15 protein-coding genes are annotated in these 14,267 nt (G+C 60.3%); 7 read left to right on the top strand and 8 right to left on the bottom strand.

Annotated elements, in window-relative coordinates; translation table 11 throughout:
- The first annotated feature begins 139 nt into the window (after positions 1 to 139).
- Positions 140 to 1,333, top strand: a complete 1,194-nt coding sequence (dapE, locus tag FHT85_RS16645) for a succinyl-diaminopimelate desuccinylase (RefSeq protein WP_112398452.1) — start codon at positions 140 to 142, stop codon at positions 1,331 to 1,333.
- Positions 1,320 to 1,919, top strand: coding sequence for a hypothetical protein (locus tag FHT85_RS16640; RefSeq protein WP_112398453.1), 600 nt, complete (start codon positions 1,320 to 1,322; stop codon positions 1,917 to 1,919). Before dapE ends, FHT85_RS16640 begins: the two co-directional genes overlap by 14 nt.
- Positions 1,920 to 1,935: 16 nt before the next feature.
- Here the strand turns inward: FHT85_RS16640 and truA are convergent, their stop codons facing one another.
- From truA to def, 5 genes are all read right to left on the bottom strand, one after another.
- Complete coding sequence (gene truA / locus FHT85_RS16635; protein ID WP_112398454.1) at positions 1,936 to 2,739, bottom strand: tRNA pseudouridine(38-40) synthase TruA; 804 nt, start codon at positions 2,737 to 2,739, stop codon at positions 1,936 to 1,938.
- The gene (gene fmt, locus FHT85_RS16630; protein WP_112398455.1) at positions 2,739 to 3,686 is read right to left on the bottom strand and encodes a methionyl-tRNA formyltransferase; all 948 of its coding nucleotides are present in this window, start codon (positions 3,684 to 3,686) and stop codon (positions 2,739 to 2,741) included. The genes truA and fmt overlap by 1 nt, the downstream gene beginning before the upstream one ends.
- Positions 3,687 to 3,757: 71 nt before the next feature.
- Positions 3,758 to 4,180: a type II toxin-antitoxin system VapC family toxin gene (locus FHT85_RS16625; RefSeq protein ID WP_112336658.1), complete on the bottom strand. Its 423-nt coding sequence runs from the start codon at positions 4,178 to 4,180 to the stop codon at positions 3,758 to 3,760.
- On the bottom strand, positions 4,177 to 4,458 hold the full coding sequence (locus tag FHT85_RS16620) for a hypothetical protein (RefSeq protein ID WP_112398456.1): 282 nt from the start codon (positions 4,456 to 4,458) through the stop codon (positions 4,177 to 4,179). Before FHT85_RS16620 ends, FHT85_RS16625 begins: the two co-directional genes overlap by 4 nt.
- Positions 4,459 to 4,523: 65 nt before the next feature.
- Positions 4,524 to 5,039 (bottom strand): peptide deformylase, encoded by a 516-nt coding sequence (gene def / locus FHT85_RS16615; protein WP_112398457.1) that lies wholly within the window; start codon positions 5,037 to 5,039, stop codon positions 4,524 to 4,526.
- Between the two features lie 186 nt (positions 5,040 to 5,225).
- On the opposite strand from def, the gene FHT85_RS16610 reads away from it, so the two are divergent.
- From FHT85_RS16610 to FHT85_RS16600, 3 genes are all read left to right on the top strand, one after another.
- Positions 5,226 to 6,404, top strand: a complete 1,179-nt coding sequence (locus FHT85_RS16610) for a DNA recombination protein RmuC (protein ID WP_112409810.1) — start codon at positions 5,226 to 5,228, stop codon at positions 6,402 to 6,404.
- Positions 6,405 to 6,505: 101 nt separating this feature from the next.
- Positions 6,506 to 7,405 (top strand): ribokinase, encoded by a 900-nt coding sequence (locus FHT85_RS16605; RefSeq protein ID WP_112398459.1) that lies wholly within the window; start codon positions 6,506 to 6,508, stop codon positions 7,403 to 7,405.
- A gap of 194 nt (positions 7,406 to 7,599) precedes the next feature.
- A complete protein-coding gene (locus tag FHT85_RS16600) occupies positions 7,600 to 9,945 on the top strand; it encodes a methyl-accepting chemotaxis protein (protein ID WP_112398472.1) in 2,346 nt (781 codons plus the stop codon).
- A gap of 69 nt (positions 9,946 to 10,014) precedes the next feature.
- Here FHT85_RS16600 and FHT85_RS16595 read toward each other — a convergent pair whose 3' ends face one another.
- Entirely contained in the window at positions 10,015 to 10,959 is a 945-nt protein-coding gene (locus FHT85_RS16595) for a nucleoside hydrolase (protein WP_112409809.1), read from the bottom strand.
- Positions 10,960 to 11,190: 231 nt separating this feature from the next.
- Here FHT85_RS16595 and FHT85_RS16590 point away from each other — a divergent pair, with 231 nt between their 5' ends.
- Both FHT85_RS16590 and FHT85_RS16585 read left to right on the top strand, forming a co-directional pair.
- On the top strand, positions 11,191 to 11,622 hold the full coding sequence (locus FHT85_RS16590; RefSeq protein ID WP_112336664.1) for an Hsp20 family protein: 432 nt from the start codon (positions 11,191 to 11,193) through the stop codon (positions 11,620 to 11,622).
- A gap of 158 nt (positions 11,623 to 11,780) precedes the next feature.
- Entirely contained in the window at positions 11,781 to 12,038 is a 258-nt protein-coding gene (locus FHT85_RS16585) for a DUF1150 family protein (protein ID WP_112336665.1), read from the top strand.
- 160 nt (positions 12,039 to 12,198) lie between these two features.
- Here FHT85_RS16585 and trmB read toward each other — a convergent pair whose 3' ends face one another.
- Both trmB and metK read right to left on the bottom strand, forming a co-directional pair.
- Entirely contained in the window at positions 12,199 to 12,900 is a 702-nt protein-coding gene (gene trmB / locus FHT85_RS16580; RefSeq protein ID WP_112336666.1) for a tRNA (guanosine(46)-N7)-methyltransferase TrmB, read from the bottom strand.
- Positions 12,897 to 14,150 (bottom strand): methionine adenosyltransferase, encoded by a 1,254-nt coding sequence (gene metK / locus FHT85_RS16575; RefSeq protein WP_112336667.1) that lies wholly within the window; start codon positions 14,148 to 14,150, stop codon positions 12,897 to 12,899. The genes trmB and metK overlap by 4 nt, the downstream gene beginning before the upstream one ends.
- Positions 14,151 to 14,267: the final 117 nt, after the last annotated feature.

Here is a 14,267-nt window from a genome sequence, read left to right as displayed (position 1 = left end):
GCGGTTGCCATATCGCGCTTCCCTCATGCTTGCCCGGTGAGCATGCCTGTGCGATTGCTGGAATCGCGGCAAAGATTTTCGAGTCGTCACCGACCCTTTGCCATCGCTTTGCCATTTCCCGCCGGATAAGTTGCCTCCGATGACTGTTACGAATCCCATCACGAACCTGCAGACCCTGATCCGCTGCGCTTCGGTCACGCCTGCCGAGGGCGGCGCGCTGACCGCGCTTACCGATATGCTGGCACCGCTCGGCTTCAAGATCGAGCGCATGACGGCAAGCGAGCCGGGAACGCCCGATATCGAAAACCTCTATGCGCGGCTTGGCACGGGCGGGCCGCACCTAATGTTTGCCGGCCATACGGATGTCGTGCCGGTTGGCGATGCCGCTTCCTGGAGCCATCCGCCCTTTGCCGCCGAAATCGCCGATGGCGAACTCTTTGGGCGTGGCGCGGTCGACATGAAAGGCGGCATTGCCTGCTTCGTGGCAGCGGTTGCGCGTCATATCGAGAAGCATGGCAAGCCCGCCGGCTCGATCTCCTTCCTGATTACCGGCGACGAAGAGGGACCGGCGATCAACGGCACGGTAAAGCTGCTGCAATGGGCGGCCGAGCGCGGCGAGACATGGGATGCGTCGCTCGTCGGCGAGCCCACCAATCCCGACCGGCTTGGCGACATGATCAAGATCGGCCGCCGCGGCTCGGTCTCCGGCACCATCACCGTCCACGGCGTTCAGGGTCATGCCGCCTATCCGCACCTTGCCGACAATCCGGTGCGCAGCATCATCAAACTGACGGAAGCGCTGCTCGATCCGCCCTTTGACGCCGGCACGGACAATTTCCAGCCGTCGAACCTCGAAGTGACGACGATCGACGTCGGCAATACCGCGACCAACGTCATTCCCGCCAAGGCAACCGCTGCCTTCAACATTCGCTTCAACGACACCTGGACGGCCGATACGCTGAAGGCCGAAATTCTGGCGCGCCTGGACGCAGCCGCCACCGACCAGACGCTGCGGCCCGGACGTCCGCCCGCGAAATACGATATCGTGTGGTCGGAGCGTCCGAGCCAGGTCTTCCTGACGCGCAACAATGCGCTGATCGCTTCGCTCTCCTCCGCCATCGAAAACATCACCGGTCAAAGGCCGGCACTGTCGACCACCGGCGGCACGTCGGATGCGCGCTTCATCAAGGACTATTGCCCTGTCGTGGAATTCGGGCTTGTCGGCCAGACCATGCATATGGTCGACGAGCGTGTTGCGCTCTCGGATCTCGAAACGCTAACCGAGATCTACCAGACCTTCATCCAGCGCTGGTTCGAGAATGCCGAGCTTTAAGGAAGTCCAATATTACCTGTCCGGCCTGTGGCTGCTGATCCGGATGGATGCACGCGGCTTTCAGTATCTGGATATTTCGGATCGCGGCATGCTGCGCTCCTTCTGGGCGATTTTCTGGAGCCTTCCCTCGATCGGCATTTCCTGGCTGTGGTGGCAGCAGGCCTATCTGCGTGCCATGCCGCCGGAAACAGCGACGGGCCTCGCCTTTTTCCTGAGGCTGGCGCTGGTCGAGGCGGCGAATTGGCTGATCCCGCTGGTTCTTGCCGGCGTATTGCTGCTGTTTTTCCGTGTCGGTGAGAAGTTCACGCCGATCGTCGTGGTGGTGAACTGGCTTGGGGTGCCGACATCCTATCTCAATGCGCTGCTTATCGCCCTAATCGCCTTCGTGCCTGGCTCCAGTGGATTGGCGGCGCTGCTATGGCTTGTCCTGATGGGGACGATCATCTTTTCGCTGGCACGCATGCTTCGAATGATCTGCGGCACGCATCCGCTCTTTATCGGCACACTGACGCTGGTGCTGCTGATCCCGACCATGCTGCTGACGGATTTTCTGCAACGCTTCCTCGGCGTCTATCCGCCTGTTTGAGGCAATCGCAGAGGGACTACGACAGATCCTCGCCATCATCGGCATTTTCGCCCTCACCAGGCAAACCGGCGCCGTCACGATATTCCACTTGCATGAAATATAGCCCATCCGGTGGGGCGACGGGGCCGCAGGCCTTGCGATCCTTTGCCTCGAGCGCCGCGCGCACATCGTCGGGCGTCCATTTACCCTCGCCCGCAAGCTTCAGCGTGCCGGCGAAAGAACGGATCTGATTGTGCAGGAAGCTTTGCGCCGTGGCACGGATCTCGATGAGCTCGCCGCTGCGCGTCACATCCAGCCGGTCGAGCGTGCGCACCGGGCTGTTTGCCTGGCAATGCGCCGAGCGAAAGGTGGTGAAATCGTGCCGTCCCACAAGCGTTTGCGCGGCGGCATGCATGACCTCATGGTCCATATCCTTCGGCACCCACCAGGCGCGCCCGGCTTCCAAAGCCAGAGGCGCACGGCGGGCGATGATGCGATAGAGATAGTGGCGGCGGATGGCCGAAAAGCGCGCGTCGAAGCTTTGGTCGACCTCGACGATATCGAGAATGGCAATACGGTTACCGGCAAGCCTCAGATGGGCATTGAGCGCGTTGCGCAGCGTATAGACCTTCCATTCCTTCGAGAGATCTGCATGCATGACCTGCCCCATGGCATGCACGCCGGAATCGGTGCGTCCCGCGCCGCGGATCGAAACGGTCTCGCCGGTCAAGGACAGGATAGCGCCTTCGATTGCGCCCTGCACGGAGGGGCCGTTTTCCTGGCGCTGCCAACCGACATAGGGAATGCCGTCATATTCGACGGTCATCTTGTAACGCGGCATCAGGCTTGCTCCGAGGCGAGCATGGTGCCCGGCGCGATCGGCGTGCCGCGCAGGAAGTCGGCTGCCGCCAAGGGCTTGCCGCCGGCCTTCTGCAGCTTCGTCAGCCTGATGGCGCCGGAGGCGCAGGCAGTGACGAGATCATCTGTCAAGATCTGACCGGAGGCTCCGTTGCCTTCCGCCAATTCCGAACCCAGCACCTTGATACGCTCGGGGCGGCCAGCAATTTCGGCCTCGAACCAGGCGCCGGGAAAGGGCGACAGGCCGCGAATATAATTATGGACATCGGCTGCGGGCTTGCCGAAATCGATACGGGTTTCACCCTTATCGATTTTGGCGGCATAAAGAACGCCTTCGGACGGCTGGGCGGTCAACGGCAACTCGTCATGTTCCAGCTTGTTCATCGCCTCAGCCATGGCCTTTGCGCCAACGAGCATCAGCCTGTCATGCAGTTCGCCCGCTGTCATGGTGTCGCCGATTTCGACTTCGCGTGTCAAAGCGACCGGGCCGGTATCCAGCCCCTTGTCCATCTTCATCACCATCATGCCGGTTTTTTTGTCGCCGGCCATGATTGCTCGCTGGATGGGAGCGGCTCCGCGCCAGCGCGGCAGCAGTGAGGCATGGCCGTTGTAGCAGCCGAGACGCGTGCCCGACAGAATTGCCTCCGGCAGCAACAGGCCATAAGCGACGACGACAGCGACGTCGGCATTCAGATCGCGAAAACGCTGGCGTTCATCGGGATCCTTGAAATTGACGGGCGTGAAAACTGGCAGGCCCAGCAATTCGGCCGCCTGATGCACCGGCGATTTCTGCAGGTCGAGCCCTCGCCGGCCGCCGGGGCGCGGCGGTTGCGTATAAACGGCACGAATCTTGTGACCGGCATCGATCAGGGACCGCAATGTCGGCACGGAGAATTCGGGCGTTCCCATAAAGACGATGTTGAGCGACATGTGATCCATCCGGCTAAGATATCAGATTTAGAATGACCCAGCGGCCGCGGTACACGCCATCGGGTCCAATGCTAGCCGCCTTCAAACGGGTTTACGAGCTTGAGATCAAGCCCCTCGAAGTCTTTTGTATTGCGCGTCGCCAATGTCGCACCATTCGCAAGGCAGATGGCGGCGATCATGGCGTCCTGTACGGAAATCTGATGTCCCGAGCGCTCGCGACGGGCGCGAATGCGGCCCGTTAACCGCGCGCTGTCTTGATCCAGTTGCAAGATACGCCCCATAAAGTGATGTCCCATGAGAGAGTCGAGGCCTTCGAAAAATCGTTTTGATCGATCCCTCAGCAGCACCTTTTCTGCGCCATAGGACAGCTCCATTAGAACGGGAGAGCAGAGATACAGGGTCTCCATCTCCTGCCGCTCAAACCATTCACCGACGTTTGGAGATAAATTCGCCTTTGTGATTTCCGAAACCACGTTCGTATCGAGAACAATCATTCAGAGCTACGGCGCTCCGCCTCTCTACGGCGAGCCTCATCTGTGGCAGACATGAAGTCGCGATGTTCTTCGTCGCTCAATGCAAGGCCGACGAACGCAGAACGCAGCTGGCCGAGCGTCGAGCCCGCCTTTGCAGCATTCTCCGATCGCGTAGCATTGAGGCCCTTTCGAACCTGAATCTTAATTTCTTCCGAGAGACTGTGACCAGAGCGCTTCGCCTCGTCGCTAAGCTCTCGCTTCAAGCTTTCGGACATGTCTCTGACCAATATATCAGCCATTCGCGCCTCCATTTGATATCAATGATATCATAGAGCTTTTAGGCCGATCTTTCAACGGCTGGAGATCAAAGAGCCTTGGCCTTGGCGGCCTTGGTGAACTTCTTGATCACCATCTCCCGCTTCAAGCGCGAGATATAGTCGATGAAGAGCACGCCGTTCAGATGGTCGATCTCGTGCTGCACGCAGGTCGCAAGCAGGCCGTCGGCCTCGGTGAGCTGCTCCTTGCCGTTGCGGTCCAGATGCTTGACGGTGACGCGCGCCGGGCGCTCCACCTCTGCATAATAATCCGGAATGGAGAGGCAGCCTTCCTCATAGACCGAACGTTCATCCGAAGACGCGACGATCTCCGGATTGATGAAGACCAGTGGCGTTTTCTCTTCGCCCTCGCGCGCGACGTCGATGACGAGCATGCGGCGGGGAACGCCGATCTGGATCGCAGCAAGGCCAATGCCCGGCGCGTCATACATGGTTTCCAGCATGTCGTCGGCGAGGCGCTGAATTTCGGTATCGATCTGCTCGATGGGCTTGGAAGCCTGGCGGAGCAGCGGATCGGGCAAAATGATGAGTGGCTTGATCGTCATGACGTTTCCCATAACGCATCTTGTTGTGCGATGGAATCGCCAAGATGGCGGTGAGACAGTGTTTTTTCAACGATGGTCATCCGGATCAGCGCAAATGACCCAGAAATTATGTTCACGTTTTGATCTGGATATTCGCGATGGTTTTGCTATGGTGCCCATAAGAACTTCACCAATGCGCCAGGTTTCATGTCCTTCATCATCTTCGGCCAAGCCATTTCCACGGTCCAGGTTCTGACCGGCCTCGTTATCCTGCTTGCGATCGCGGTCATCGTCCTTTTCGTCCGCGGCAAGGCACGCGCGGAAGACGACGCGCTCGACGCCGAGCATACGATGGCAGCATTGTTGCGGTCGCAGGCTGAGATGCAGGGGCGGCTTGCCACAATGGCAGAAGTCTTCGGCTCCAGACAGGCCGAGCTTAATCAGGCCATCGGCCAACGTCTCGACGGGATGTCGCAGCGGGTGACGGCGACGATCGGCGAGCAGACGCGCTCGACGCATGAGAATCTGCGCCGCCTGCAGGAACGGCTCGCCGTCATCGATGCCGCCCAGACCAATATCCAGACGCTGGCCAAGGATGTCGTCGGCCTGCAGGCCATTCTTTCCAACAAGCAGACACGCGGTGCCTTCGGCCAGGCGCGCATGGAGACCATCATCGCCGACGGGCTGCCGATGGGCGCCTACGCATTTCAGACGACGCTTTCCAACGGCTCGCGACCGGACTGTACCGTGCGCATGCCAAACGGCTCGCCGCCGCTTGTCATCGATGCGAAGTTTCCGTTGGAGGCGTGGAACGCCATCCGCAGTGCTGCCAGTCCCGAACATGGCAAGATCGCCGCACAGCAGTTCCGCCGGGATTTGGAGCTGCATATTCGCGACATTTCAGAGAAATATCTGATCCCCGGTGAGACGCAGGACACGGCCTTTCTCTTCGTGCCGTCCGAGTCGATCTTTGCCGAGATCCACGAGAATTTCGAGGCGATCGTGCAGAAGGCCCAGCGCGCCCGTATCGTCATCGTCTCACCATCGTTGCTGATGCTGTCGATCCAGGTCATCCAAGCTGTCCTGAAGGATCAGCGCATGCGCGAGCAGGCTCATGTCATCCAGAGCGAAGTGGCTCATCTGATGGACGACCTGTCACGCCTCGACGAGCGGGTGCGCAAGCTGCAGGGGCATTTCGCCATGGCGCAGAAGGATGTCGACATGATCGTCACCTCGGCCGACAAGCTGGCGCGGCGCGGCGAGCGGATAGAAGCGCTGGAATTCGAGGCAGCGAAAGAGCCTGCCAAGGCGCGCACGGAAGAACGGCCCAAACCTGTCGACAACCGCACAAGCCAACTCAAGCTCAGGGTAGTTGACGAAGACTGATCGCTTCGGCAGTGTCGCGCCCACTCGATGTATGATCCGAAAAGACAAAGGCAGCCTTCTGGCAGGATCATGCAGGCGCAACACCCAGGGCAGGACATTGCATGATCACTATTTTCGGCTCCATCAATATGGACCTCATCGCCACCACGGATCGTTTGCCGAAGCCGGGCGAAACGGTTGCCGGCAACGGCTTCTCCACGGCCGCCGGCGGCAAGGGCGCCAACCAGGCGCTGGCCGCACGCCGCGCCGGCGCAACGGTCCGCCTCAGCGGGGCGGTCGGCAATGATGCCTTCGCGGAGCCCGCGCTTGCGTTGCTCGATACGGCAGGGACCGATCTTTCGACCGTCCGGCGTGTGTCCGAAGCGACGGGCACGGCTCTCATCCTCGTGGGGGGTGACGGCGAGAACATGATCGCCGTTGTGCCGGGCGCCAATGGTACGAACACCTCCGAACACGCAGCGGCCGCCGTTGCTGCTCTGAAGGCTGGCGATACGCTGATGCTTCAGCTCGAAATTCCGGTCGCCGCCGTCGAGATGGCGCTAAACGCCGCGAAGGCAAAGAGCGTGCGCACCGTGCTCAATCTGGCGCCGCTGATCCCGGAAGCTGCCCGCCTCGGCCGCCTTGCCGATATTGTCATCGCAAACGAGACCGAATTCGAGAGACTGGCCGGCCAGGACAACATGTCGGCTTCCGAGCGCGAGGCAGCCCTGGTTCGCCTACATGGTGAAACCGGCCAGACGCTGATCGTCACGCTTGGCGGCGATGGTGTCATCGCCATTCGCGACGGCGAGCTCGCGCGCGCCAAGGGTCTCGTGATCGAGCCGGTCGACACCGTCGGCGCCGGCGATACCTTTTGCGGCTATTTTGCCGCCAGCCTCGATCAAGGCCTGGATTTCCACGCCAGCTTGCGTCGGGCTGCCGTCGCCGGTTCGCTCGCCTGCTTGAAGCCTGGAGCACAGCCGTCCATTCCGGTTGCCAGCGAAGTCGCCGAAGAGCTTTAAAGCTAAAACTCCCCACGCATCGGGAAGCGCAATTAATTAAATTTTTGCGCTTCCATATCATTCTCCTCTGGCCTGGCGCGCATAGCCTTCCGGTTGCGGCAGGAATCTTAACGGCGGCTCCATGACAGGGCCATCCTGCGCCGACCTTGCATTCGGATAATGTGTATCCGACGCATCGCTTTTTCGAGGAAATGATGTTCATCTTTCGCATGAAGTCGCTTGCGGCCAAGCTCATCTTGGTCACCGGGCTGGCGATCGCACTCGTTCTGCTGGTTTCCAATTTTCTGCTGATTTCCCAGACCCGAGATCGCGTCGAGACGTTGACGATGGATCAGGCGAATACCGAGGCCAAGTCCATTTCAAACGAGATCGCCGCAAATGTCGGCGAACTGGCAAGTGCCGCCCGCTCCATGGCTGCCATCATCGGCCGCGGCCACGAGGGTCATACCTTCGACCGCAAGGGCATGATCAATATCCTCAAGGCAAATGTCGAGCAGAATGCCTTTGCCTTCGGCAGCTGGTTCTGTGAACAGCTCGGCGCACTGGATGGCAAGACGACCGAACTTGCCAACAACAAGGATCAGGCCGTCAACGACAAGGGCGCCTTCACGCCCTATTGGTCGAAGACCAAGGATGGCGGCATCCAGTTCTCGACCTTCGATAATGACTACACCGCCGCCTGGTGGAAGCTTGCAGCCGACAGCGGCAAGGGCGCGATCACGCCGCCCTATCTCGCACAGGGCACCGACGTTCCGACGACCATGAGCTCGATCGCCTATCCCGTCATGTCGGGCGGCAAACTGATCGGTGTCGCAGGCGTCGACATTTCTCTTGGCTCGCTTTCGACGAAGCTGCAGAAGATGCAGCCTTTCGGCACCGGCCGCGTGCTGCTGGTTTCCCAGGACAACAAGTGGCTGGTGGCACCGAGCGTCGACCTGCTGATGAAGGACTATAACGGTTCCGGCACTGACGTGATCAAGGCGGCACTGACCACCTCTTCTTCAAGCGTCCTCAAGAACCTTTCTGAAAATGGCGGCGAAGCGTTCGACCGCGTCGTCTACCCTTTCGCCGTTCCCGGCCTCAATGCCACCTGGGTCGTTCTCATCGACGTGCCGCATAGCGCAATCGCAGCACCGGTGCGCGATCAGACCTATATGATGATCGTTGCCGGCATTCTCGTGCTTGCCGCCGTCATGCTCGCCCTCTACGTCGCTGTGCGCGGTTTCGTGCAGAAGCCGCTCGCCGGTCTCGTCGCAAGCGTCAATCGCCTCAGCACCGGCAATTATGCCGAACCGGTCGCCGGCCAGGCAGGTGCAGACGAAGTTGGTTCAGTCGCCAAGGCACTCGAAGGGTTCCGCTTTGCGCTTGCCGACACCAAGCGCCTCGAAGGTGAAGCCAACGATCAGCGTCTGGCTGCCGAAGGCGAGCGCCGCCGCTCGGAGAGCGAACGCAACGAGAGCGTCACCCTCCAGCGCCATATCGTCAGCATTCTCGGCCACAGCCTCGCCGAGCTTTCCAAGGGCAACCTCACCCAGCGGATCACGGACGATTTCCCCGGCGAATATGCCCAGCTCAAGCAGGACTTCAATGCTGCGCTGGCGAGCCTTGAGGAGACGGTTCATACCGTCAATGTCAGCGTCGGCAATATCGGCAGCGGCACCGGCGAAATCAGCAACAGCGCCTCGGATCTCGCCCGCCGCACCGAACAGCAGGCGGCCAGCCTCGAAGAGACGGCGGCAGCCCTCAATGAGCTGACCGCGCAGGTCAACTCCAGCGCCGAAAACGCACGCACGGCGGCAAGCAGCGTAAATGCGGCGTCTCAGGATGCCGAGCATTCCGGCGAGATCGTGCAAAAGGCCATTTCCTCCATGCACGGCATCGAGCAATCGTCGCAGGAGGTGTCGCGCATCATCGGCGTCATCGACGAGATCGCTTTCCAGACCAATCTTCTCGCGCTCAATGCCGGTGTCGAAGCGGCGCGTGCGGGCGACGCGGGCAAGGGCTTCGCCGTTGTCGCACAGGAAGTGCGCGAGCTGGCTCAGCGCTCGGCCAATGCCGCAAAGGAGATCAAGACTTTGATCAACGCCTCGGCCGGACAGGTCAAGGAAGGCGTCGATCTGGTCGGCCGCACGGGCGATGCCCTGCACAAGATCGCCCAGCAAGTTATGGAGATCAACGGCTTGATCCGTCAGATCTCCGCTTCCGCCAGCGAGCAGGCGATCGGTCTGAAGGAAATCAACTCGGCCATGAACCAGATGGATCAGGTAACCCAGCAGAATGCCGCGATGGTAGAGGAAACCACAGCTTCGAGCGTTGCCCTTGCCGAAGAAGCCCAGTCACTTCGGACACTCGTTGCGCGCTTCCGCACCGCACGTGCCGCCCAGGAGAATGCCAGCGCATTGCGGGCGACCGCCCAGCAGATGCGGGCTCCGGTCGCGCCGCGGCGGGCAGCTCCTACCGCTGCATCACCGGCACGCAAGGCAATTCCACAGACGCAGGGCGCCAATGCACTCGCGCAGGATGACTGGGAAGAGTTCTGAGCCGACGCTCGATAAATAAGATGCAAAAGGCCGCCGGATCGCTCCGGCGGCCTTTTGCATGGATCTTGATCAGATGCGGGCGAAGCGTTCCGTCAGTAGCGCGAAGAAGCCGTCGGCATCGACATCGCGCATGACCTTGGCGTTGCGCTCGCGGTCGGTGACGTGCCACCAGTCGACGACGGTCATGCCGACCGTCAGTTCCGACGTCACTTCGATTTCCACGTTGCATTCGCGGCCCTTGAAGAGCTCGGGCTTCAGAAGATAGGCGATAACAGTCGGATCATGCAGCGGACCGCCGTCCGAACCATATTTCTCGATATCGAAACGCTCGAAGAACTGCAGCATTTCGACCATGGCCTTGGCCGGTGGCGTGCCGACTGCGGCGATGCGCTCGACGCGATCCCGGCGCGTCAGCAGCTTGTGCGTGACGTCGAGCGGCATCATGACGATGGGAACGCCCGAACGGAACACCACGTCTGCCGCCTCCGGATCGACATAGATGTTGAACTCGGCGGCCGGCGTGATGTTGCCGCCCTCGAAAAAGCCGCCGCCCATCATCACGAGCTCGCGCACGCGACCAATGATGTCAGGCGCCTTCTGAAACGCCATTGCGATATTGGTCAGCGGGCCGAGCGTGCAGAGGGTCACGGCGCCTTCCGGTTCCTTACTCAGCGTATCGATGATGAAATCGACGGCGTGGCCCGGCTGCAGTTCCATCGTCGGCTCGGAAAGTTCCGGACCATCAAGGCCGGTCTTGCCATGCACATGTTCGGCCGTGACCAGCTTGCGCTTGAGCGGCGCATCAGCGCCGGCAAACACCTTGACATCGCGACGATTGCAGAGCTCGCAGACGATGCGGGCGTTCCGGCTCGTTAACCGCAGCGGCACATTGCCGGCGACGGTGGTGATGCCAAGCACGTCGATCTCCTGACGGCTGCCGAAGGCAAGAAAGATCGCCGCGGCGTCGTCCTGACCGGGGTCGGTATCGATGATGATTTTTCTAGGTTCGTTCATGTCTTCAACTTTCCTCCGGTACAGATCGACAGGCTTTGTCGCGGGTCCGGTCCGGCTTTGTCAAGCGCTCGCTCGCCATGTCACAAAACCATTTTTCACCATGGATTTCGATCTCGCAAATGCGAAGACCTCATGGCTTGCACTCGCAGGCGCGTACTCCCATATTAGGGACAACCGGGTGCTGAAGATCAGGTCCGGAACGGTCGCTTGACACCCAAGGACTTTGAGACAATGAGCCGGACGACTCCCTTTGCCAGCCCGCTGCTTCTGGGCTTCGACACTATGGAAAAGACGCTTGAGCGAATTTCCAAGGTCAGCGACGGTTACCCTCCCTACAATATCGAACGGATGCGCGCGGATCGCCTGTCGGGCGAGCCAGAACGTCTGCGCATCACGCTGGCGGTCGCCGGTTTTTCCGAAGACGAGCTTGACGTCACCACGGAAGAAAACCAGCTGCTGATCCGCGGACGCCAGACGGAACAGGGCGAGCGAGACTATCTCTACCGGGGCATCGCAGCCCGGCAGTTCCAGCGTGTTTTCGTCCTTGCCGACGGCATGCAGGTGCTCGGCGCTACGCTGAAGAACGGGCTGCTCTCCGTCGATCTCATTCGGCCGGAACCGAACCGCGTGGTAAAGAAAATTAACATTTCGGTCTCACAGTAGAACAACGGCCTAGAGCCGGATGATTTCAGGCCGAATCAACCTGAAGTCCGAATCGGCTCTAGAATCAAAGAACTAGAGCACGACGTCACCCGAAAGCCGCTCACACTTTTGGTCATCATGCTCTGGAGCCGTTGGTCCCTCATACTGGAGGTACGAGCATGTTGTTGAAAGAAGCTAACGCCCGCCTGACCCCATCCGAACTTGCCAATATCGGCACCGGCGAGGTCGCTTATATCAGAAAAATGGATTGGTCCGAAGTGTCCCGCTGCTTCCCGGAAGCGCCGGATATCGATCCGGATGTCGATCTGTGGGCGCTTTTCGGCGCCGACGGCACGCCGATCCTGCTTACGGACAATCGATCCAGCACATTCTATCGTGCTGCAGAAGACGAATTGAAGACGGTCAGCCTGCACTGACTATGAGCGTCGCCCGACGGTGAAATCACCGTCCGCAAGGACCGCATCGAACCGGCCCCACCTGGCAATGCGCGCGCATGATCCAGACCGCCCAAAGCGGCGGTCCTCACGGGATTATGCGAATATTTCAATTTGAGATTCTCGCCCGTAATTGGAGCGATCAGACCCTTTTGAAGGTCAGATAGGCCGACGAGCGCCCTTCGCGGCGGGCCTTGGCCTCGTAGCGCGTGCTCGGCCAGCCCTCATAGGGCGTCAGCCAGTCGGCAGCATTCTGCGCAGTCCATTCGAAGCCACCATGCGCCTGGCAATGCTGCAGCGTCCAATTGACGTAGGTGTCAATGTCGGAGGCGAAGCAGAAGAGCGCCCCGGGCTTCAGGACGCGATGGAAGCGGGAAAGGTTCACCTGCGAAACGAAGCGGCGCTTCCAATGCTTCTTCTTCGGCCAGGGATCGGGATAGAGCAGATCGATCTGGTCCAGGCAGGCGTCAGGCAACCAATCCAGCACCTGCGTCGCGTCGTCATTGTAGACACGGATGTTGCGCGCGCCAGCGTCGTCGACGCTCGCAAGCAGCTTCTGCATCGAATTGACGAAAGGTTCTACCCCGATGAAGCCGGTCTTCGGCTGCTCCAGCGCCCGGTGGATCAAATGCTCTCCACCGCCGAAACCGATCTCCAGGCGCAGACGCTCGGTCGGCACAGGGAAGAGATCGTTCAACGGCTGCGGCGCCGGGGCGGAAAGATCGAGGATGAACTGCGGCAGCAATACTTCCAGCTTTTCGGCCTGCTGGCCGCGCAAGGCTTTACCCTTGCGGCGGCCGAAGAATGCTTCCGTCGCCCGCGACCGGCGCTCGGTATCGATCATGCGGCTTCCCGGAGCTTTACGGCTTCCTTGAGAGCCTTCACCAGGTCCGTACGCTCCCAGGAGAAGGAGCCGTCGCGACCAGCCTTGCGGCCGAAGTGACCGTAAGCCGAGGTCTTGGCGTAGATCGGCTTGTTGAGGTCGAGGTGACGGCGAATGCCGGTGGGCGAAAGGTCCATGTTCTTGCGGATGGCCGCTTCGACCTGATCCTCGGTGACGTCCTTGCCCGTGCCGTGCAGGTCGACATAGATCGACAGCGGCTGGGCAACGCCGATCGCGTAGGAGAGCTGGATCGTGCAGCGATCGGCAAGACCGGCGGCAACGACGTTCTTTGCGAGGTAGCGCGCAGCATAGGCAGCGGAACGGTCGACCTTGGTCGTGTCCTTGCCCGAGAAAGCACCGCCGCCATGCGGGGCAGCGCCGCCGTAGGTATCGACGATGATCTTGCGGCCGGTGAGGCCGGCATCACCGTCCGGACCGCCGATGACGAACTTGCCGGTGGGGTTGATGTACCACTTGCAGTCGGAGGCAATCTTCAGGTCGCCGAGCGCTTCGCGGATATAGGGCTCGACGACGGCGCGTACCTTCTTCGAATCCCAGCTATCGTCGAGATGCTGGGTCGACAGCACGATCGAGGCCACTTCGGAGGGCTTGCCGTCGACGTAGCGAACTGTCACCTGGCTCTTGGCGTCAGGCCCGAGCTTGGCGACTTCGCCATCGCCCTTCTTGCGGGCGGTTGCGAGCAGCTGCAGGATCTTGTGGGAATAGTAGATCGGCGCCGGCATGAGGTCAGGCGTTTCCTTGCAGGCGTAGCCGAACATGATGCCCTGGTCGCCGGCACCTTCGTCACCCTGCTGGTCAGCGGCATTGTCGACGCCCTGGGCGATATCGGCGGACTGCGAGTGCAGAAGCACATCGATGCGGGCCTTCTTCCAGTGGAAGCCGTCCTGCTCGTAGCCGATATCCTTGATGGCGCGGCGGGCGGCGGCCTTGAACTTCGAAGGATTGATGACGTCGTTGCCGTCCTTGTCCTTTTTCATCAGGCTCGGCGGAAGACGAACCTCACCGGCGATGACGACGCGGTTGGTGGTGGCAAGGGTCTCACACGCAATGCGCACGCTCCAAGGGTTCACGCCGGTCTTTGTGGCCTCGCGGTAAACCAGATCGACGATTTCATCGGAAATGCGGTCACAAACTTTATCCGGGTGACCTTCGGCAACAGACTCACTCGTAAACAGATAATTCGCGCGCATACGGGATTCCCCTCAAAGAACAAATCTCTGCTTTTGATATTCGTCTCCGGCGTGAAAAACAAGTCGCACAAGGACATAAATATATCTTTATATCCCCGCCAAAGTGATAAAATTTTG

Origin of the sequence: Rhizobium sp. BK312, from assembly GCF_014193605.1 — a bacterium.
GTDB lineage: Bacteria > Pseudomonadota > Alphaproteobacteria > Rhizobiales > Rhizobiaceae > Rhizobium.
Note: the sequence above shows the minus strand (reverse complement) of the source record. Positions and strands in the feature narration are given on the sequence as shown.